Annotated in this window: 20 protein-coding genes; 15 read left to right on the forward strand and 5 right to left on the reverse strand. The window is 73.5% G+C overall.

Annotated elements, in window-relative coordinates:
* The first annotated feature begins 54 nt into the window (after positions 1-54).
* Positions 55-1,218 (forward strand): cysteine desulfurase family protein, encoded by a 1,164-nt coding sequence (locus ABT106_RS07815; RefSeq protein WP_351273830.1) that lies wholly within the window; start codon positions 55-57, stop codon positions 1,216-1,218.
* Between the two features lie 59 nt (positions 1,219-1,277).
* On the opposite strand, the gene ABT106_RS07820 is transcribed toward ABT106_RS07815, so the two are convergent.
* Positions 1,278-1,952: an N-acetylmuramoyl-L-alanine amidase gene (locus ABT106_RS07820; RefSeq protein WP_351273833.1), complete on the reverse strand. Its 675-nt coding sequence runs from the start codon at positions 1,950-1,952 to the stop codon at positions 1,278-1,280.
* Positions 1,953-2,021: 69 nt separating this feature from the next.
* Here ABT106_RS07820 and mnmA point away from each other — a divergent pair, with 69 nt between their 5' ends.
* Positions 2,022-3,155 (forward strand): tRNA 2-thiouridine(34) synthase MnmA, encoded by a 1,134-nt coding sequence (gene mnmA / locus ABT106_RS07825; protein ID WP_351273836.1) that lies wholly within the window; start codon positions 2,022-2,024, stop codon positions 3,153-3,155.
* Between the two features lie 33 nt (positions 3,156-3,188).
* On the opposite strand, the gene ABT106_RS07830 is transcribed toward mnmA, so the two are convergent.
* On the reverse strand, positions 3,189-4,112 hold the full coding sequence (locus ABT106_RS07830; protein WP_351273839.1) for an NADP-dependent oxidoreductase: 924 nt from the start codon (positions 4,110-4,112) through the stop codon (positions 3,189-3,191).
* Positions 4,113-4,226: 114 nt separating this feature from the next.
* Between ABT106_RS07830 and ABT106_RS07835 the strand changes: the two genes are divergently transcribed.
* The 10 genes from ABT106_RS07835 (at position 4,227) to gatB (ending at position 16,028) form a co-directional block, all read left to right on the forward strand.
* Positions 4,227-5,213, forward strand: a complete 987-nt coding sequence (locus ABT106_RS07835; RefSeq protein ID WP_351273842.1) for a GlxA family transcriptional regulator — start codon at positions 4,227-4,229, stop codon at positions 5,211-5,213.
* A 95-nt stretch (positions 5,214-5,308) separates the two neighbouring features.
* Complete coding sequence (locus tag ABT106_RS07840) at positions 5,309-5,653, forward strand: DUF1330 domain-containing protein (RefSeq protein ID WP_351273845.1); 345 nt, start codon at positions 5,309-5,311, stop codon at positions 5,651-5,653.
* A gap of 84 nt (positions 5,654-5,737) precedes the next feature.
* Positions 5,738-6,427, forward strand: coding sequence for an SDR family oxidoreductase (locus tag ABT106_RS07845; RefSeq protein ID WP_351273848.1), 690 nt, complete (start codon positions 5,738-5,740; stop codon positions 6,425-6,427).
* On the forward strand, positions 6,424-7,407 hold the full coding sequence (locus ABT106_RS07850) for a methionine synthase (RefSeq protein WP_351273851.1): 984 nt from the start codon (positions 6,424-6,426) through the stop codon (positions 7,405-7,407). The genes ABT106_RS07845 and ABT106_RS07850 overlap by 4 nt, the downstream gene beginning before the upstream one ends.
* Before the next feature lie 30 nt (positions 7,408-7,437).
* Positions 7,438-9,639: an NAD-dependent DNA ligase LigA gene (gene ligA / locus ABT106_RS07855; RefSeq protein WP_351273854.1), complete on the forward strand. Its 2,202-nt coding sequence runs from the start codon at positions 7,438-7,440 to the stop codon at positions 9,637-9,639.
* Positions 9,640-10,083: 444 nt separating this feature from the next.
* A complete protein-coding gene (locus ABT106_RS07860; RefSeq protein ID WP_502979259.1) occupies positions 10,084-12,225 on the forward strand; it encodes a putative bifunctional diguanylate cyclase/phosphodiesterase in 2,142 nt (713 codons plus the stop codon).
* A 234-nt stretch (positions 12,226-12,459) separates the two neighbouring features.
* Positions 12,460-12,756: an Asp-tRNA(Asn)/Glu-tRNA(Gln) amidotransferase subunit GatC gene (gene gatC, locus ABT106_RS07865; protein ID WP_010984178.1), complete on the forward strand. Its 297-nt coding sequence runs from the start codon at positions 12,460-12,462 to the stop codon at positions 12,754-12,756.
* Positions 12,757-12,761: 5 nt separating this feature from the next.
* Complete coding sequence (gene gatA, locus ABT106_RS07870) at positions 12,762-14,255, forward strand: Asp-tRNA(Asn)/Glu-tRNA(Gln) amidotransferase subunit GatA (protein ID WP_351273861.1); 1,494 nt, start codon at positions 12,762-12,764, stop codon at positions 14,253-14,255.
* The gene (locus ABT106_RS07875; protein ID WP_267717697.1) at positions 14,252-14,497 is read left to right on the forward strand and encodes a hypothetical protein; all 246 of its coding nucleotides are present in this window, start codon (positions 14,252-14,254) and stop codon (positions 14,495-14,497) included. Before gatA ends, ABT106_RS07875 begins: the two co-directional genes overlap by 4 nt.
* Positions 14,498-14,513: 16 nt before the next feature.
* A complete protein-coding gene (gene gatB, locus ABT106_RS07880) occupies positions 14,514-16,028 on the forward strand; it encodes an Asp-tRNA(Asn)/Glu-tRNA(Gln) amidotransferase subunit GatB (RefSeq protein ID WP_351273864.1) in 1,515 nt (504 codons plus the stop codon).
* 181 nt (positions 16,029-16,209) lie between these two features.
* Here gatB and ABT106_RS07885 read toward each other — a convergent pair whose 3' ends face one another.
* The gene (locus ABT106_RS07885) at positions 16,210-16,335 is read right to left on the reverse strand and encodes a hypothetical protein (protein ID WP_351273866.1); all 126 of its coding nucleotides are present in this window, start codon (positions 16,333-16,335) and stop codon (positions 16,210-16,212) included.
* A 74-nt stretch (positions 16,336-16,409) separates the two neighbouring features.
* Between ABT106_RS07885 and ABT106_RS07890 the strand changes: the two genes are divergently transcribed.
* Positions 16,410-17,186, forward strand: a complete 777-nt coding sequence (locus ABT106_RS07890; protein ID WP_351273869.1) for a siderophore-interacting protein — start codon at positions 16,410-16,412, stop codon at positions 17,184-17,186.
* 48 nt (positions 17,187-17,234) lie between these two features.
* Here ABT106_RS07890 and ABT106_RS07895 read toward each other — a convergent pair whose 3' ends face one another.
* Both ABT106_RS07895 and ABT106_RS07900 read right to left on the reverse strand, forming a co-directional pair.
* Positions 17,235-17,735, reverse strand: coding sequence for a DinB family protein (locus tag ABT106_RS07895; RefSeq protein WP_351273871.1), 501 nt, complete (start codon positions 17,733-17,735; stop codon positions 17,235-17,237).
* A 69-nt stretch (positions 17,736-17,804) separates the two neighbouring features.
* The gene (locus tag ABT106_RS07900; protein WP_351273874.1) at positions 17,805-18,602 is read right to left on the reverse strand and encodes a GNAT family N-acetyltransferase; all 798 of its coding nucleotides are present in this window, start codon (positions 18,600-18,602) and stop codon (positions 17,805-17,807) included.
* 54 nt (positions 18,603-18,656) lie between these two features.
* On the opposite strand from ABT106_RS07900, the gene ABT106_RS07905 reads away from it, so the two are divergent.
* Both ABT106_RS07905 and ABT106_RS07910 read left to right on the forward strand, forming a co-directional pair.
* Entirely contained in the window at positions 18,657-19,091 is a 435-nt protein-coding gene (locus ABT106_RS07905) for a cupin domain-containing protein (RefSeq protein ID WP_351273877.1), read from the forward strand.
* A 289-nt stretch (positions 19,092-19,380) separates the two neighbouring features.
* A partial coding sequence (locus ABT106_RS07910; protein WP_351273880.1) for an MMPL family transporter occupies positions 19,381-20,432 on the forward strand: 1,052 nt, incomplete at its 3' end.

The raw sequence follows: 20,432 nt of genomic DNA on the forward strand, positions 1-20,432 counted from the left end.
CGGGGAGTCCCGCTGGAGATCCGCGGCCCGGGGGACTCGTAGAATCGGGGGATCATGGCCTACCTCGACCACGCCGCCACCACCCCGATGCTGCCGGAGGCCGCCGCGGCGATGGCCGCGCAGTTCGCCGCCACGGGGAACGCCTCCTCCCTCCACGCCGCCGGCCGCCGGGCCCGCCGTACCGTCGAGGAGGCCCGCGAGGCCCTCGCCGAGGCGATCGGCGCCCGCCCGAGCGAGGTGGTCTTCACCGCGGGCGGGACCGAGGCCGACAACCTCGCCGTCAAGGGCCTCTACTGGGCCCGGCGCGACGCCGACCCCGCCCGGACCCGGATCCTGACCAGCCCCGTCGAGCACCACGCGGTCCTCGACGCCGTGCACTGGCTCGCCGAGCACGAGGGCGCGCGGGTGGAGTACCTGCCCGTGGACCGTCACGGGCGCGTCCACCCCGACGCCTTCCGGGAGGCCGTCGAGCGCGACCCCGACGACGTGGCGCTCGCCACCGTGATGTGGGCGAACAACGAGATCGGCACCGTCATGCCGGTCCGCGCACTGGCCGACGTCGCCGCCGCGCACGGCATCCCGCTCCACTCCGACGCCGTCCAGGCCTTCGGCCAGCTCGACGTCCGCTTCGCCGACAGCGGCCTGGCAGCCATGACCGTCAGCGGCCACAAGATCGGCGGCCCCTACGGGATCGGCGCCCTGCTGCTCGGCCGCGACCAGACCCCGGTGCCCGTCCTGCACGGCGGCGGCCAGGAACGGCACGTGCGCTCCGGCACCCTCGACGTGCCCGCCATCGCCGCCTTCGCGGTCGCCGCCGTCCTCGCCGCCGAACGGCGCGAGCGGTTCGCCGCCGAGATCGGCGCCCTGCGCGACGAACTCGTCTCCGCCGTGCTGGCCGCCGTACCCGACGCCGTCCTCGGCGGCGACCCCGAGGACCGCCTCCCGGCCAACGCCCACTTCAGCTTCCCCGGCTGCGAGGGGGACTCCCTGCTGCTCCTGCTCGACGCCCAGGGCATCGAGTGCTCCACCGGCTCGGCCTGCACCGCCGGGGTCGCCCAGCCCAGCCACGTCCTGCTGGCCACCGGCACCGATCCGAGGCTGGCCCGCGGCACCCTGCGCTTCTCCCTGGGCCACACCTCCACGAGGCAGGACGTCGCCGCCGTCGCGGCGGCCATCGGCCCGGCGGTCGACCGCGCCCGCACCGCGGGGCTCAGCTAGCGGCCCGGGGGGCTTCGGCCCGCGGGGCTTCAGCCCGCGGGGTCTCAGCCCGCGGGGTCTCAGCCCGCGGCGCGCAGGGCCTCGCCGACCAGGCGGACGTACCGGTCCCAGTCCCAGTGGCGGCCCGGGTCCGTGTGGTCGGCGCCCGGCACCTCGGAGTGCCCGACGATGTGGGTGCGGTCCGCCGGTATGCCGTAGCGCCGGCAGACGCCCGCCGCCAGCACGGCCGAGGCCGCGTACATCGCGTCGGTGAAGTCCTGCGGGCGGTCCACGAAGCCCACGTGCTCGATGCCGACGCTCCGCTCGTTCATCGACCGGTTGCCCGCGTGGAAAGCGACGTCCAACTCCCGCACCATCTGCTCGACATGGCCGTCCTGGCGCACTATGTAGTGCGCCGACGCCTTGTGCCACGGGTTCTTGAACGCGTCCACCGAGGACGCGAAACCACCCTGTGTGACATGCACGACGATCCGGTCCACGCGGTAGTCGTCCGGCCGGTCCGCGAGCCGCCAGTTCGCCGGGGAGGCCGCGGTCCAGCCCGCCCCCGCGTGGTCGATCTCGCCGTCCTTGCGCGGTTTGGACACCCCCGGCATCAGCCACCAGGCACGGCCCAGCTCGTCCCGGCCGACGACCGCCGCCGCGGCGACGACCCCGAGCCCCCCGAACAGCACCGCCCTGCGGGTCCGGCGCGGTCTCCCCGCGGCCTTCCCGTCCTTCGCGCCCTCGCTCGCCATGTGATCCACCCCCCTGACCCCGACAACGCGCTGTGACCCCTTGCGGTTCCCCGTACCCTGGACGGTGCTATGACTGAGAACCTGCCGCGCACCACCCGCCCCCTCCGCGTCCTGGCCGCCATGTCCGGCGGCGTGGACTCCGCCGTCGCCGCCGCCCGCGCGGTCGAAGCCGGGCACGACGTGACCGGCGTCCACCTCGCGCTCTCCGCGAACCCGCAGTCCTTCCGCACCGGAGCCCGCGGCTGCTGCACCATCGAGGACTCCCGCGACGCCCGCCGCGCCGCCGACGTCATCGGCATCCCGTTCTACGTCTGGGACCTCGCCGAGCGCTTCCGCGAGGACGTCGTCGAGGACTTCATCTCCGAGTACGAGGCCGGGCGCACCCCGAACCCCTGCCTGCGCTGCAACGAGAAGATCAAGTTCGCCGCGCTGCTGGACAAGGCCCTCGCCCTCGGCTTCGACGCCGTCTGCACCGGCCACTACGCCACCGTCGTACGGAACGCGGACGGCTCCCGCGAGCTGCACCGCGCCTGCGACATGGCCAAGGACCAGTCGTACGTCCTCGGCGTGCTCGACGAGAAGCAGCTCGCCCACGCCCTCTTCCCGCTCGGTGACACCCTCACCACCAAGGAGGAGATCCGGGCCGAGGCCGAGGAGCGCGGCCTGGCCGTCGCGAAGAAGCCCGACAGCCACGACATCTGCTTCATCGCCGACGGCGACACCCAGGGCTTCCTCGCGGGCCGCCTCGGCAAGGCCGAGGGCGACATCGTCGACGAGACCGGTGAGAAGGTCGGCACCCACGAGGGCGCCTTCGGCTTCACCATCGGCCAGCGCAAGGGCCTGCGCATCGGGCACCCGGCCGCCGACGGCAAGCCGCGCTACGTCCTCGACATCTCCCCGGTGAACAACACCGTCACCGTCGGCCCCGTCGAGGCCCTGGACGTCACCGCCCTCACCGCGATCCGCCCGCGCTGGTGCGGTTCCACGGCCGCCGCCCCCGGCACGTACACCGCGCAGCTGCGCGCCCACGGCGGCGAGAGCGAGGTCTTCGCCGAGCTGGTGGACGGCGAGCTGCGCGTCTCCTTCACGGAGCCGGTCCGCGGCGTGGCCCCCGGCCAGGCGATCGTGCTCTACGACGGCACCCGCGTGGTCGGCTCCGCCACCATCGCGACGACCACGCGGGCCGCGGCCGCGTCCGTGTAGGGCGCCGTGCGGGGCGCCCTCCCCGCCGGCGTGTCAGGCCACCGTCAGGACGATCTTGCCGGTGGTCCGGCCGCGCTCGCCGAGCTCGTGGGCCTTCGCGGCCTGCTCCAGCGGCAGGACCGCCTCGATCAGCGGCTTGAGCAGGCCCCGGTCCGCCAGGGCGGCGATCTCCCGGAGGCCCCCCAGGTCCGGCTCCACCAGGAGCCAGACGGCGTGCACGCCGTCCGCGCCGTCCGGAACCCCGTCGGGGCCCGGCAGGGTCACCAGGTGGCCGCCTGCCTTGAGCACCTTCAGCGAGCGCCGCCCGTTGTCCCCGCCGACCGCGTCGATCACGACGTCCACGTCGGAGACGACGTCCTCGAAGTCCGTGGTGCGGTAGTCGATCACCTCGTCCGCGCCCAGCTCGCGCAGCAGCCCGTGCTTGGCGGCGCTCGCGGTGCCGATCACGTACGCGCCGCGGGCCTTGGCGATCTGCACGGCCAGGTGGCCGACCCCGCCGGCCGCCGCGTGGACCAGCACCCGCTGTCCGGCCGTGACTCCCGCGGTGTCCACCAGGGCCTGCCAGGCGGTCAGCGCGGCCAGCGGCAGCGCCGCCGCCTGTACGTGGTCCAGCGAGGCGGGCTTGCGGGCGAAGTGCCGGGCCGGGGCGGTCACGTACTCGGCGTACGCGCCGGCCTGCTGCGGGAAGCGGGGCATGCCGTACACCTCGTCGCCCGCCCGGTACAGGGTCACGCCCGGGCCGACCGCCTCGACGGTGCCCGAGACGTCCCAGCCGACCGCCGGGACCGGCCCCCAGGGGATCAGGGCGCCGCTCTCGCGGGTCTTCCAGTCGACCGGGTTCACCCCGGCGGCGTGGACCCGTACGAGGACCTCGCCCATGCCGGGCTCCGGGCGCTCGGCCTGCGTCTCGACGAGGACCTCGGGTCCGCCCCACTTGCTGACGACGACGGCGCGCATGAATGTCTCCTTGATGCTGGTCCGTGCCGGTTTCCCCGGCCGATGACCCCAGCTTCGCGGCCCCGGAGCCCGCGTAGTGCTGACCGTACGGCCACCATGTGACAGGATCTGGCCATGCACCGTATTGCCGTACTGGCCCTCGAAGGCGTCCCCCCGTTCGAGCTCGGGATGCCCTCCCGGGTCTTCGGCAACGCCCAGGACGAGGCCGGCGGCCCGCTCTACGAGGTCACCGTCTGCACCGCCGACGGCCTCCCCGTCGCCAGCGACGCGGGCTTCACGGTCGGCGTCTCGGCCGGCCCCGAGGCGCTCGCCGCCGCCGACACCGTGATCATCCCGCCCACGCACGCCATGGACGACCTCGCCCACGGCGCCCCGCTGCCGCCCGCCCTGGCCGCGGCCCTCGCCGCGATCCGCCCCGGCACCCGGCTGGTGTCCATCTGCACCGGCTCGTACGTCCTCGCCGCGGCCGGGCTGCTCGACGGCCGGCCCGCCACCACCCACTGGCTGCACGCCCCCGAGTTCCAGCGGGCCTTCCCGCGCGTCCGGCTCGACGAGGAGGTCCTCTTCGTCGACGACGGTGACATCCTCACCTCCGCCGGAGTGGCCGCGGGCGTCGACCTCTGCCTCTACCTCGTCCGCCGCGACCACGGCACCGCCGTCGCCAACCGCGCCGCCCGGCTGTGCGTCGTACCGCCGTGGCGCGACGGCGGGCAGGCCCAGTACATCGACCGGCCCGTCCCCGAGCCGACCGTCGCCACCACCACCGCGACCCGCGCGTGGGCCCTGGAACGGCTCGCGGAACCCGTCACGCTGGCCGAGCTGGCCGCGCACGCCCGGATGAGCCTGCGCACCTTCACCCGCCGGTTCCGCGACGAGGTCGGCATGACCCCCGTGCAGTGGCTCACCGCCCAACGCCTGGAGATCGCCCGCCACTTGCTGGAGTCCAGCGACCTGCCCGTGGACCTGGTCGCCCACCGCGCGGGCTTCGGCTCCGCCAACTCCCTGCGCCAGCACATGCGCTCCGTGCTCGGCACCTCCCCGATCGCCTACCGCCGCACCTTCCAGCCGCACGACCCGGCGGCCGCCCCCGCACCGGCATGACCCCACGGGTCATGGCCCCGCGGCCGCCCGGTCGGCAGGATCGGAGCAACGGCCCGGACCACCGGGCCGGCCGGCGACCGACAGGGGAGACCGCCATGACCGCGTACGCCATCGCCCACATCCGCCCCGCGACGATGCACGAGGACGTCCTGCGCTACATCGAGTCCATCCAGGCCACCATGGACCCCTTCGGCGGCCGCTTCCTCGTCCACGGCCGCGAGGTCGAGGTCCTGGAGGGCCCCTTCCCCGGCACGGTCGTCATGATCGGCTTCCCCGACATGGGGCGGGCCCGCGCCTGGTACGCCTCCGACGCCTACCAGGCGATCCTCCCGCTGCGCACCGGACACGTCCCGGGCGAGGCCATCCTGGTCGACGGCGTCGCCCCCGACTACGACGCCGCGAAGACGGCCGCGGGCCTCCGCGCGGCCGCGGGGCTCTGACCCGGGGCGCCGGCGCTACGGCGCGGCGGCCCGGCGGCGGGCGGCCGGGACGCGGGCCCCGGACGGGGTGCGAGCATGGGCACCATGGCTACTCACCTGATCACCGGTGCCGGATCCGGCATCGGCGCCGCCGTCGCGGCCCGCCTGCACGCCCGCGGCGACGACCTCGTCCTCCTCGCCCGCGACGCCGGCCGGGCCCGCCTGCTCGTCGACCGCTACCCGGGGTCGGCGGCCCTCGTCGGCGACCTCGCCGACCCCGACCGGCTCTCGTGGGCGTTCTCCAAGCAGGCGGTCCCGGAGCGGATCGACTCGCTGCTGCACATCGCCGGGATCGTCGATCTCGGCCCCGTCGGCGACCTGCGCCCCAAGACCTGGCACCAGCAGCTCAACGTCAACCTCATCGCCCCCGCCGAGGTCACCCGGCTGCTGCTGCCCACCCTGCGGGCCTCCCGCGCGGACATCGTCTTCGTGAACTCCGGCGCCGGACTGCGCGCCCACGCCGACTGGAGCGCGTACGCCGCCTCCAAGCACGGCCTGAAGGCCCTGGCCGACTCCCTGCGCGACGAGGAGCGGCCGAACGGCATCCGCGTCACCTCCGTCTACCCGGGCCGCACCGCCAGCCCCATGCAGGCCAAGGTGCACTCCCAGGAGGGCAAGGACTACGACCCCGCCGCCTGGATCGACCCCGAGTCCGTGGCCACCACCATCGTCATGGCCATCGACCTGCCCCGCGACGCCGAGGTCAACGACCTGACCGTCAGGCCCGGCCGATGAGCGCGGGCGCCACCGGAATCGGCTCGCTGCCCGGCGGCGACGCCCGCGAGGCCGCCAGGACCGTCACGGGCTCCTTCGAGGACTTCCCGTACCTCGCCGAACTGCCCGCCCGCGGCCCCGGAGCCGACATGATCGGCCGCTCGCTGGGACTGCTCGTCGACATGTACGCGCACGTCGAGCCCAGCGGCTGGCGGATCAGCGACCGGCCCGGCCGCGACAGCCGGCGCGCCCGCTCCTGGCTCGGCGAGGACCTCGACGCGCTGGAGGAGTTCACCCAGGGCTACGAGGGCCGGCTCAAGGTCCAGGCCGTCGGGCCCTGGACACTCGCCGCGGCCCTGGAGCTGCACGGCGGCGAAGCCGTCCTGAAGGACCCCGGGGCCTGCCGCGACCTGGCCGGATCCCTCGCCGAGGGCCTGCGCGAGCACCTGGCGGACGTCCGCAAGCGGATCCCCGGCGCCGAGATCGTCCTCCAGCTCGACGAGCCCTCCCTGACCGCCGTACTGCTCGGCCGGGTCCGCTCCGCCAGCGGCTACCGCACCTACCGCGCCGTCGACCGGCAGGTCGTCGAGGGCACGCTGCGCGACCTCGTCGCCGTCCACGACGGCGAGGTCGTCGCGCACTCCTGCGCGCCCGAGGTCCCCTTCGCCCTGCTCCGGCGGGCCGGCGTCACGGGCGTGTCGTTCGATTTCTCCTTGCTCACCGAGCGCGAGGACGACGCCCTCGGGGAGGCCGTCGAGGACGGTACGAAACTCTTCGCCGGAGTGGTGCCCGGGACCGACGGCCCGTTGTCGGACCCGGGCGGTAGCGTCATGGGTGTCAGGAAGCTCTGGCGCAGGCTGGGACTGGCCCCGGGGACTCTGGCGGAGTCCGTCGTGGTCACCCCGTCGTGCGGTCTGGCGGGCGCCTCGCCCGCCTACGCCCGCGCGGCGCAGGCGCATTGCGCCAGAGCGGCGAGGTCGCTCGCCGACAACCCTGAGTGACGGTCGGGACGGGCCACGGGAGGACACGGCATGGCAGCCGAACAGCAGGACACGGCAGTACCGGCGGCGGTGCGCGAGCAGCACGCACTGCTCGCCGAACAGATCGAGGAGCACCGCTTCCGGTACTACGTGAACGACCAGCCGGTCGTCAGCGACGCCGAGTTCGACACGCTGCTGCGCTCGCTGGAGGCGCTGGAGGAGCGGTACACGGAGCTGCGCACGCCCGACTCGCCCACCCAGAAGGTGGCCGGGGCGTACGAGACGGACTTCGCGTCCGTCGTGCACCGGGAGCGCATGCTCTCCCTCGACAACGCCTTCGACGACGAGGAACTGTCCGCCTGGGCCGAGCGGGTGGCCCGCGACGTGAACACCTCGGACTACCACTACCTGTGCGAGCTGAAGGTGGACGGCCTCGCCGTCAATCTCACCTACGAGAACGGCCGGCTGACCCGGGCCGCCACCCGCGGCGACGGCCGCACCGGTGAGGACATCACCCCCAACGTCCGCACCATCACCGATGTCCCGGACCGGCTCGAGGGGGACCGGATCCCGGCCCTCGTCGAGATCCGCGGCGAGGTCTTCTTCCCGATGGAGAAGTTCGAGGAGCTCAACGCCCGCCTGGTCGAGACCGACGGCAAGCCCTTCGCCAACCCGCGCAACGCGGCGGCCGGTTCACTGCGCCAGAAGGACCCGAAGGTCACCGCGAGCCGCCCGCTGCACATGGTGGTGCACGGGATCGGCGCGCGCGAGGGCTTCGAGATCACCTGCCAGTCCCAGGCGTACGAGCTGCTGCACGAGTGGGGCCTGCCGACCGCCCGGCACAACAAGGTCGTCTCCACGCTCGCCGAAGTCCGCGAGTTCATCGCCGACTTCGGCGCGAACCGGCACTCGGTGGAGCACGAGATCGACGGCGTCGTCGTCAAGCTCGACGAGATCGCCCTTCAGGGCCGGCTGGGCTCCACGGCCCGCGCACCGCGCTGGGCCATCGCCTGGAAGTACGCCCCCGAAGAGGTCAACAGCAAGCTCATCGACATCAAGGTCGGCGTCGGCCGCACCGGGCGGGTGACCCCGTACGCGCAGGTGGAGCCGGTGACGGTGGCCGGCTCCGAGGTCGAGTTCGCCACCCTGCACAACCAGCAGGTCGTCAAGGCCAAGGGCGTGCTCATCGGGGACACCGTGGTGCTGCGCAAGGCGGGCGATGTCATCCCCGAGATCCTCGGGCCGGTGGTGGACCTGCGCGACGGCAGCGAACGGGAGTTCGTGATGCCGGCCGAGTGCCCCGAGTGCGGGGCGGAGCTGCGGCCGATGAAGGAGGGGGACATCGACGTCCGGTGCCCCAACGCCCAGACCTGCCCGGCCCAGCTGCGCCAGCGGCTGTTCTACCTCGCGGGCCGGCAGAGCCTGGACATCGAGAACTTCGGCATGGTGGCGGCCGCCGCGCTGACCGGGCCGCTGGAGCCGGCCGAGCCCCCGCTGCTGGACGAGGGCGACCTCTTCGGCCTGACCATCGAGCAGCTGCTGCCCATCAAGGCGTACGTCCTGGACCAGGACAGCGGGCTGCCCAAGCGGGACCCGAAGACGGGCGAGGAGAAGATCGTCACGGTCTTCGCCAACCAGAAGGGCGAGCCGAAGAAGAACGCCCTGGCCATGCTGGAGCACATCGCGGCGGCCAAGGACCGCCCGCTGGCGCGCTTCATCAACGGCCTGTCGATCCGGCACGTCGGCCCGGTGGCGGCGGAGGCACTCGCCCGCGAGTTCCGCTCGGTCGAGCGCATCGAGCAGGCCACCGAGGAGGAGCTGACGGGCACCGAGGGCGTCGGCGCGATCATCGCCGCCTCCCTCAAGGAGTGGTTCGCCGTCGACTGGCACCAGGAGATCCTGCGCAAGTGGCGGGAGGCCGGCGTCCGGATGGAGGAGGACGGGGCCGACGAGGAGCAGGGGCCGCGCCCGCTGGAGGGGCTCACCGTCGTCGTCACGGGCACGCTCCGGGACCACACCCGGGACGGTGCGAAGGACGCCCTGCAGAGCCGGGGCGCCAAGGTCACCGGATCGGTGTCGAAGAAGACCTCGTTCGTCGTGGTGGGGGACAACCCCGGCTCGAAGTACGACAAGGCCGTGCAGTTGAAGCTCGCCGTCCTCGACGACGCCGGTTTCGAGGTCCTGCTGGAGCAGGGACCGGACGCGGCCCGGGCCGCCGCGCTCCCCCTGGACGGGGACGGCGAAGCGGAGTAATACCCCATGAGGGAACCCTTCGGGGCGAGTGGACCCGGGATACCGATGCGTGGCGTGCGGCCGGACGGGCGGGCGCACGCCAGGCGCGGCAGGCGGTGGCAAACGGCCGGTACGGGGCTGTTCGCAGGGCGGTGACCTGTCGGATCATCGGAAAGGCGGCCGGGGGCCTGGTCCCAACTCACCCGTTCGGCGGATACCGTACTGATGACGATGGCTGGGTCGCATTCGGGCAACCGCTGCCGACCGCTGCCCCTGGGAGCCTCCCGCGTCCTACTGTTGAGGGGTGCGCCTGTCGTGCACGGCTGCGGGACGCGATTTCCGGCCGTGACGGCGTGAGATCGGCGCCATCGCGTGACATCGGCATCGCCGGCTGTGAGAGGGACGGGCATGAAACCCACCGAAAGCGCCGACCCGTCACCTGAATTCGGCGGGGAACGCCCTTCCATGCGGGCGGGCCGGTTCGGTGTCCTGGGGGTCAGGACACCGGACAGCCGGCTGCCGGACGGCCGGCCGCCGGACAACGGTGCGTGCGCGGGAGGCCAGGGGCGGGGCGTGCTGCCCTTCGTCGTCGTGGGCCTGTCCGTCGTCGTCCTCGCGGCCGGCATCGTCTCCGCGCTGACCAGCCGTCAGGCCCTGTTCCCCGGCGGCACGGTCGGCTGGGCGCTCGCCCTGCTGACCGGCATCATCGTCGGCCACCTCGTCGCGCTCGGCCGCGACCGCTGGTGGGGCGGCACCGGTTCGGGCGCCGCGCTGACCCTCGGCGTCCTCCTCCTGTACGGCTGGGTGCCCGCCGGACTCGTCTCGCTCGCGGTGGTGTCCCTCGTCGGGGCCGCCCGCCGGCACCGCTGGCGGCAGGGCCTGCTGCACGGCTCCGTGGACATCCTCGGCATCGGCGCGGGCGCCCTCGTGCTCGGCCTGTTCGGCGAGGAGCCGTCCGTCGAGACGCCGTGGCAGCCCGGCACCTGGGACGTGGAGGCGGTGCCCGAGGTCGTCCTCGTCGCCGTCTCCTACCTCCTCGTCACCCGGCTCCTGCTGTGGCTCGCCCTGTCCCCGCGCGGCGGCGGCCTGCCCACCGTCGCCCGCACCGCCCTGCTCCGCCAGGCCTTAGTCGCGGTCGCGCTGCTCGGGATCGCCCCCCTGATCTGCGTCGTCGCCGTCACCCAGCCCGTCCTGCTGCCGCTGTTCGCCGTCCCGCTGATCGCGCTGGACTCCACCCTGTGGATCGCCCGGGCGCGCGCCGAGGAGCAGCTGCGGGACCCGCTGACCGGGCTGCCGAACCGGCAGTGGCTGCTGGAGCGGGCCTGGACCGCCCTGGACGAGGCCGAACGCCTCGGCACCCGGGCGGCGCTCGTACTGATCGACCTGGACCGCTTCCGCGCGGTCAACGACACCCTCGGCCACCTCGCCGGCGACCGGCTGCTCCTCCAGATCGCCGACCGGCTGCGCCAGGCGCTGCCCGCGGACGCCGAGGCGGCCCGCCTCGGCGGCGACGAGTTCGCCGTCCTGCTGCCCGTCGCCGACTCCACCACCAGCGCCCAGCGGATCGCGCGCCACCTGGTGGCCGAGCTCAGCTCCCCGCTCGACCTGGACGGTCTCACCCTCGTCCTGGAGGCCAGCGCGGGCCTCGCCGTCTTCCCCGACCACGCGCTGGACGCGGAGGGGCTGCTGCGGCGCGCGGACGTCGCGATGTACCAGGCCAAGCGCGACCGCACCGGCGTCGAGGTGTACGAGTCCAAGCGCGACAGCAACACACCCGACCGGCTCGGCCTCCTCGGCGACCTGCGCAGAGCCCTGGACGCCGGCGAGGTGGAACTCCACTACCAGCCGAAGGTCCGCTTCGACGGCCAGGTCGCGGGGTTGGAGGCGCTGGTCCGCTGGGTCCATCCGGAACGCGGCCGGGTGTCCCCGGACGAGTTCATCGCGATCGCCGAGACCTCCGGCCTGATGCCGCACCTGACCGAATACGTCCTGGAGACCGCGCTCGCCCAGGTGGCGCGCTGGCGGGCCCAGGGCCTCAAGGTCCCCGTCGCCGTCAACGTCTCGCCCCGCGACGTCCACACCCCGGGCTTCGCCGGGGCGGTCGCCGCCCGGCTGGCCCGGCACGGGGTCCCGGCGAGCGGCCTCCAGCTGGAGATAACGGAACACGTGCTGCTGGAGGACCCCCAGCGGGCGGCCGACACCATGGCCGGCCTGACCGGCTACGGGGTGAAGATGTCGCTGGACGACTTCGGCACCGGCTACTCCTCCCTGGTCCACCTGCGGCGGCTGCCGGTCAGCGAGCTGAAGATCGACCGGTCGTTCGTGGGCCGGCTGGCGGTCGACGCGCAGGACGCCGAGATCGTGCGGTGCACGGTGGACCTCGCGCACTCGCTCGGTCTGCTCGTGGTGGCCGAGGGCGTCGAGGACGACGAGACGTGGGAGCGGCTGCGGGACCTGGGCTGCGACGCGGTGCAGGGCTGGCTGATCGCGGCCGCGATGCCGCCGCAGGAGGCCACGGCCTGGCTGCTGGCCCGCGGTGAGCGCGGCTGGCGCCGCCCGGCCGACATCACGGCCGAACTGGCGGCCGCCGAGGCCGACGCGGGCTGACCCCGCGAGGGTGCGCGGGCGCGCCGCCGCTGCCGGGGCTGGATTGCCCGCGGGGTGGTTCCAGCCTCACCGGCGTGTGAGGCGCGGGTCCGGGCGGCGCCCGGAACGCCCCGCGCGGCGGACCCGCACGGGCTTCCCGCACCGCCCCGCCGGAAACCGGTTTCACGCGTCAGGGGCCCAGCCCCATAGGATTGGGCCCGAAACCACACGCTCACCACCCCAGAGGATCGCTGCATGCCTGGCATCACGCGCGAGGAGGTCGCCCACCTCGCTCGGCTGGCACGTCTGGAGCTCAAGGCCGAAGAGCTGGACCACTTCGCCGGACAGCTCGACGACATCATCGGCGCGGTCGCCCGCGTTTCCGAGGTCGCCGACCAAGACGTTCCGCCGACCTCCCACCCGCTGCCCCTGACGAACGTCATGCGCGCGGACGAGGTCCGTCCTTCGCTCACCCCCGAGCAGGCGCTCTCCGGTGCTCCCGCCCAGGAGCAGCAGCGTTTCAAGGTGCCGCAGATCCTGGGGGAGGACTAACCACCATGACCGACATCATCCGGCTCACCGCCGCACAGACCGCCGAGAAGATCGCCTCCGGCGAGCTGACGGCCGTCGAGGTCACCGAGGCCCACCTGGCCCGCATCGACGCGACCGACGAGAAGGTCCACGCTTTCCTGCACGTCGACCGCGAGGGCGCGCTCGCCCAGGCACGGGCCGTCGACGCCAAGCGCGACGCCGGCGAGAAGCTCGGCCCGCTGGCCGGCGTCCCGCTCGCCCTCAAGGACATCTTCACCACCGTCGGGGTACCGACCACCGTCGGCTCGAAGATCCTCGAAGGCTGGATCCCGCCGTACGACGCCACCCTGACGCGCAAGCTGAAGGAAGCCGACGTCGTCATCCTCGGCAAGACCAACATGGACGAGTTCGCCATGGGGTCCTCCACCGAGAACAGTGCCTACGGCCCCACCGGCAACCCCTGGGACCTCACCCGGATCCCCGGCGGCTCCGGCGGCGGCTCCGCGGCCGCGCTGGCCGCGTACCAGGCCCCCCTCGCCATCGGCACGGACACCGGCGGCTCCATCCGCCAGCCCGCCGCCGTCACCGGCACGGTCGGCGTCAAGCCCACCTACGGCGGCGTCTCCCGCTACGGCATGGTGGCCTTCTCCTCCTCCCTCGACCAGGGCGGCCCCTGCGCCCGTACGGTCCTGGACGCGGCCCTCCTCCACGAGGTCATCGCCGGCCACGACCCGATGGACTCCACCTCCATCGACGCCCCGGTCCCGCCGGTCGTCGAGGCGGCCCGCAACGGCTCCGTCGCCGGCATGCGCGTCGGTGTCGTCAAGCAGTTCGCCGGCGAGGGCTACCAGGCCGGCGTCGTCCAGCGCTTCAACGAGGCGGTGGAGCTCCTGGGCGAGCTCGGCGCCGAGATCGTCGAGCTGGACTGCCCTTCCTTCGACCTCGCGATGGCCGCGTACTACCTGATCGCGCCGTCCGAGTGCTCCTCCAACCTGGCCCGCTTCGACGCGATGCGCTACGGCCTGCGCGTCGGCGACGACGGCACCAAGTCCGCCGAGGACGTCACCGCCCTGACCCGCGAGGCCGGCTTCGGCGACGAGGTCAAGCGCCGCATCATCCTCGGCACGTACGCGCTCAGCTCCGGCTACTACGACGCGTACTACGGCTCCGCCCAGAAGGTCCGCACGCTCATCACCAAGGACTTCGAGAAGTCCTTCGAGCAGGTCGACGTCATCGTCTCCCCGACGACCCCGACCACCGCCTTCCCGATCGGCGAGCGCACCGACGACCCCCTCGCCATGTACCTCGCGGACCTGTGCACCATCCCGACCAACCTGGCCGGCAACTCCGCCATGTCGCTCCCCTGCGGCCTGGCTCCGGAGGACGGTCTCCCGGTCGGACTGCAAATCATCGCCCCGGCGATGAAGGACGACCGGCTCTACAAGGTCGGCGCGGCCGTCGAGGCCGCCTTCATCGCACGCTGGGGTCACCCGCTGCTTGAGGAGGCACCGTCGCTGTGAGCACCAGTGCACTGTCCAAGGCCAAGGGCTTCAGGAAGTCCAAGACCGGCACCTACCTGTCGATCGGCACCACCGCCTTCGGCGCGCTCAGCGTGCTGAAGCAGGTGAAGAAGGCCCGCTCCGAGAACGACGTGCTCAAGCTCGTCGACGCCGCCGTGTCCGCCGCCGCAATCGTCACCGGCCTCGCGATCCTGTACCGCGAGCTGAAGCGACTCGGCGACGAAGACGTCCTGCTGGGCTGAGAGGGAAAGTTTCACCGTGACCACCTTCACCGAACTCCTGTCGTACGAGGACGCTCTCGCCTCGTTCGACCCCGTCATGGGCCTGGAGGTCCATGTCGAGCTCGGCACCAGGACCAAGATGTTCTGCGGCTGCTCGACCGAACTGGGCGCCGACCCCAACTCGCAGACCTGCCCGGTCTGCCTGGGCCTGCCCGGCGCCCTCCCGGTCGTCAACGAGATCGGCATCGAGTCCGCCATCAAGATCGGTCTCGCGCTGAACTGCGAGATCGCCGAGTGGTGCCGCTTCGCCCGGAAGAACTACTTCTACCCGGACATGCCGAAGAACTTCCAGACCTCCCAGTACGACGAGCCGATCGCCTTCAACGGCTTCCTCGACGTGCAGTTGGAGGACGGCGAGATCTTCCGCGTGGAGATCGAGCGCGCCCACATGGAGGAGGACACCGGCAAGTCGCTGCACGTCGGCGGCGCCACCGGACGCATCCACGGCGCGTCCCACTCGCTGCTGGACTACAACCGCGCCGGCATCCCCCTCATCGAGATCGTCACCAAGCCGATCGAGGGCGCCGGCGAGCGCGCCCCCGAGGTCGCGAAGGCGTACGTCGCCGAGCTGCGCGAGGTCATCAAGGCGCTCGGCGTCTCCGAGGCCCGCATGGACAAGGGCCAGATGCGCTGCGACGTGAACCTGTCGCTGCGCCCGACCCCCGAGTCCGCGTTCGGCACCCGCAGCGAGACGAAGAACGTCAACTCGCTGCGCTCCGTCGAGCGCGCGGCCCGCTACGAGATCCGGCGCCACGCCGCGGTGCTCACCTCGGGCGGCACGATCGTGCAGGAGACCCGGCACTTCCACGAGGAGGACGGCTCGACCACGGCCGGCCGCATCAAGGACAACGCCGAGGACTACCGGTACTTCCCGGAGCCCGACCTGGTCCCCGTGGCCCCGGCCCGCACCTGGGTCGAGGAGCTGCGCGGCGGTCTGCCCGAGATGCCGCGCACGCGCCGCAACCGGCTCCGCGAGGAGTGGGGCGTCACCGAGCACGACATGCAGTCGATCCTCAACGCGGGCGCGGTGGACTCCATCGTCGCCACGACCGAGGCGGGCGCCGACTCGGCCGCCGCGCGCAAGTGGTGGATGGGCGAGCTGGCCCGCAACGCCAACGAGCAGGGCGTCGTCGTCGACGAGCTGCCGATCACCCCGGCGCAGGTCGCCCGGGTCGCGGCGCTCGTCGCGGCCGGCGAGCTGAACGACAAGCTGGCCCGCCAGGTCCTCGAAGGCGTCCTCGCCGGCGAGGGCACCCCGGACGAGGTCGTGGAGAAGCGCGGCCTGAAGGTCGTCTCGGACGAGGGCGCGCTCGGCGCGGCCGTTGACGAGGCCATCGCGGGCAACGCGGCCATCGCCGACAAGATCCGCGGTGGCAAGGTCGCCGCCGTCGGTGCCCTGGTCGGAGCGGTCATGAAGACCACGCGCGGCCAGGCCGACGCGGCGCGCGTCAAGGAGCTCATCCTGGAGCGCCTGGGCGTCTCCGAGGGCTGACGGCCGGCACGAGGGCGTCCCGCACCGGTTCCGCACCGGTACGGGGCGCCTTCGCGCGTACCCCGGCCCCCCGGTCAGCGGCGCGGCGTGGGGGCGGCGAGGACGACGACCCCGTCCTGGGCCCCGCAGGTGTCCTCCACCCGGATGCGCGGCCACAGCGCGTCCTTGACCTGCACCGACTTCACGACCGGCCGGCCCCGCCCGCCTCGCTCGCCCTGTCCTTGTTCTTGTCGCCCAGCAGCTGTACGCCGGTCACCGCGAGCGCCGCCCGCGTGCCTCCGCCTCCGCCGCTCACACTGCTGTTCACGCTGCTCACATTCTTCCCCGAGGCGCGTTAGGTTAGGCAGTCCTAACTACAGGGCGGGCGGGGAGGGGTCGGACATGGCGGTCGGCAAGGGCTGGGAGGGCGTGGTCCTCAAGCTGCTGCGGGGCAGGGACTTCACGTTCACGGTCACGGGAGCGCGGGACGTCACGGCGGACTACCGCCGCATCCACTTCACGGACGGCGGACTGCTCGCGGCGGTGGGGGAGTCCCTGCACCCGACGATGTGGGTGCGCGTCTGGTTCGAGGGCGCGGCCCGGCCGCACCAGCGGGCCTACACGCTCGTGGACCCGGACCCGCGAGCGGGCACGTTCTCCCTGGAGTTCGCGCTGCACGGCGGGGTGGCGAGCGCCTGGGCGCGCACCGCCGCGCCCGGCGACACCATCGACGCGACCGTCCAGGGCACGGGCTTCACCGCCCCCGAACCGGCCCCGGAACGGCTGCTGGTCATCGGCGACCCGGCCTCCCTCCCGGCGGTCAACTCCCTGCTGGACTCCTTCCCGCGGACCCCCGCGACGATCTGGTTCGAGACGCAGCACGCCTCCGACGCGGACCTGCCCGTACGGCTGGACCCGGCCCGGCACGAGATCCGCCGGGTACCGCGGGGCGGCACGGCGCTGGTCGACCGGGTCAGGGCCGAACTCCCGGAGCTGCTGGGGGACCCGTCGGCGGCGTACGTGTGGCTGGCCTGCGACACGGCGACGACCCGGACGCTGACCTCGTACCTGCGCAAGGAACTCGGCCTGCCGAAGCAGCGCGTGAACGGGCTCGGCTACTGGCGGGCCGGTGCGGAGGCCGGGGCCACCGGAGCCGCCTCCGCGACGGCCGGGGACTGAGGCGACGGCCGAGGGCCGACGCGACGCCGGGGGCGAGCGCCGCGCGCGTCACGCCCCCGTGGTGCCGTCGACGGCCTCGCGCAGGAAGTCGGCGTGGCCGTTGTGGCGGGCGTACTCGTGGATCAGGTGGAGCATGAGCAGCCGCAGCGAGGCTTCCTTCTCCCAGCCGGGCACGTGGACGGTCACGTCCAGGGAGCCGGCGGCCGCCTCGATCCGGCGGGAGTGCGCCACCTGGTCCTCCCAGGCGGCGAACGCCTCGTCACGGGTCGAGCCCGACGCGTCGTACGCGGCCTGGAAGTCGTGGTCGTCCGACCACAGGTGGGGCAGGTCCTCGCCGTCCAGGACGCGCCGGAACCAGTGCCGTTCCACCTCGGCCATGTGCCGCACCAGGCCCAGCAGCGACAGGGTGGACGGGGGCGAGGCGACGCGGCGCAGCTGTTCGTCGTCCAGGCCCTCGCACTTCCAGGCCAGCGTGGCCCGGTGGTAGTCGAGGTACGCCCGGAGGGTCTCGCGCTCGTCGCCGGTCAGGGGCGGGCTGATGCGTTCCATGCCGCCGATCATGCCCGAGGCCCCGCCGGCCCGGTACCCCTCTCTCCCCGCGCGGGGACGGCCGCCCGCTCACGCCTCCCACAGGTACGGGACCGTCACCCCCAGCACCCCGAACCCCAGCCGCTCCAGGATCGGGCGGCTCTCCGAAGAGGCGTCCACCTGGAGGTACGGGACGCCCCGCTCGGCCGCGATGCGGGCGCGGTGGGCCACCAGCAGGCGGTAGACGCCCCGGCCCCGCCACGCGGGATCGGTACCGCCGCCCCAGAGGCCCGCGAACGGCAGGCCCGGCCGCATCTCCATCCGGGCCGCCGAGACCGGGGTGTCGCCCGCCATCGCGAGCACGGCCGCGAGGGACCCCGGCTCCTCCCGCAGCATGCCGAGCACCTGCTCCCGGATGTGCGGCCGGTCCGTGCCGAAAGCCCGCCGGTGGACCTCCATCATCAGGTCCACGCCGGCCTCGTCCGTCACCACCCGCAGCGTGATCCCCTCCGGCGGTTCCACCGGCAGCTCCGCGAGCTCCGCGGCCAGGCCCACCATCAGCGTCTCGGCCGGCTCCGGCACGAACCCGGCCGCCGCCAGCCGCCCCCCGAGGTCCGCCGGCCGGTCGTGCGCGTACAGCTTCCACTCGAACCCGGCCGCGCCGAGCCCTGCGAAGAACGCCACCTGGGCGGCGATCTCCGCGTCCGCCGTCGCCCCGTCGAGGTCCGACCAGAGCACCCCGTTCCAGCCCGGCCCGGGCACCGACTGGCGTACGACCCCGCCCGCCCGCTCCACGCGGGCCCCCGCCGCGTCGGGCCGGGCGTCCCTGCGCATCACGGCGTCGTAGAGGTCCCGGATGCGCGTCAACTCGTCACGATCGATCGTCATCGGGCCAGCTGAGCAGCGCACGGCGGTGCCGCACAACTGCATTAGCCTCGCCCCGTGAACGCCGACTCCACCATCCACACCGGCAAGGCCGGGCCCGACGCGGCCGCCGACCGCGGCTGGCTCCTGGGCCACTTCAAGGACCCCGCCGACCCCCGCCACAGCCGGGACGTGGAGATCAAATGGGGGGTCCACCCGAAGGGCGAGGTCCGGGAGCGGTGGGCGACCGGGGAGCGGCGCACCGCCCTGCTGGTGCTGATCAGCAGTCGCTTCCGGCTGGACTTCCCGGAGCGCAGCGTCGTCCTCGCCGAACAGGGCGACTACGTCCTGTGGGGGCGCGGCGTGGACCACTCCTGGTACGCCGAGGAGGACGCGGTCGTCCTCACCGTCCGGTGGCCCTCGGTCCCGGGCTACCGGGCCGACCGGGCCGACCGACCCGGCCGGCCCGAGGCGCCGCGGCCGGTCGCGGCGCCCGGCACCCCGGCCCCGTGATCACTCGTGACCGACGTCCCCTGATCTCCCGGACCTCTCCCATCGTTCTCCCGGACCCCTCCCACCGCCTGTGACGATGCCCACGAAACGGGCCGACGATCACGAAACGCTGAGATCGTGACCCTGCGTACCACCTGGGCCGAAACGGTGCGCACCACCTGGGCCGGCACCTCGGGGCGACCCCCCGGGCCGTCGGCCGGGCCTTCACGATCCGAAGTGTTCAGTTCACGCGTTCTTTGCGACGGGCCGTTTTCCCGGTAAAGATCCGTACCACCAGGGAGCACGTCCGTTGGCAGCAATCGCACGGTGGTGCACGCGCCACCGACTCCTCGCCGTACTGATCTGGCTGCTCGCCCTCGGCGCGAGCGCCGCGGCCGCGGGAACCGCGGGACCGGCGTTCTCCAACGACTACGAGGTGCCCGGCACCGAGTCCGCCAAGGCCCACGCCCTGCTGCGCGAGGGCTTCCACGGCCAGGGCGGGGACACCGACACCGTCGTGTGGCGGACCCCGGACCGGCAGAACGCCCGGACCCCCGACGTCGAAGCGCGCATGACCCGGGCCCTGGACGCCATCGCCGCGCTCCCCGGCGTCGGCTCCGTCGCCGGCCCGTACGGACCCGGCCCCGAGAGCGCCGCCCGGATCAGCCCCGACGGACGCACCGCCTACGCCGTGGTGACCTTCGACCGGCAGGCCGACGCCGTACCCCGAGGCCAGGCCCAGGCGGTCGTCGACGCGGCCAAGAACCCCCGCACCGAGGCCGACGGCCTGCGCGTGGAACTCGGCGGCCGCGCCGTCGGCCTGACGGAGGCCCCCACCGCGCACCTCGCCGAGGTCATAGGCGTCGCCATCGCCGCCCTCGTGCTCTTCCTCGCCTTCGGCTCGCTCGCCGCGAGCCTGCTGCCCCTCGCGACCGCCCTGGTCAGCGTGGGCACCGCCTACTTCGGCATCACCCTCCTCGGGCACGCCATGCCGGTCGCCGACTTCGCCCCGATGCTCGGCACCCTCGTCGGGCTCGGCGTAGGCATCGACTACGCGCTGTTCATCGTCACCCGCCACCGCAAGGGCCTGCTGCGCGGGCTGCCCGTCGACGAGGCGGCCGAGAGCGCCGTCGCCACCACCGGCCGGGCCGTCGTCTTCGCCGGAGCCACCGTCTGCATCGCCCTGCTCGGGATGCTCGTGCTGCGGCTGAACTTCCTCAACGGCGTCGCGATAGCCGCCTCCGTCACCGTGGTCCTGACCGTCGCCGCCTCGGTCACCCTGCTCCCGGCCCTGCTCTCGTACATCGGGATGCGCGCGCTGTCCCGCCGCGAGCGCCGCAGGCTCGCCGCCGAGGGGCCGCG

Origin of the sequence: Streptomyces sp. NPDC002044 (assembly GCF_040296725.1) — a bacterium.
In the GTDB taxonomy this organism is placed as follows: Bacteria; Actinomycetota; Actinomycetes; order Streptomycetales; family Streptomycetaceae; genus Streptomyces; species Streptomyces antarcticus.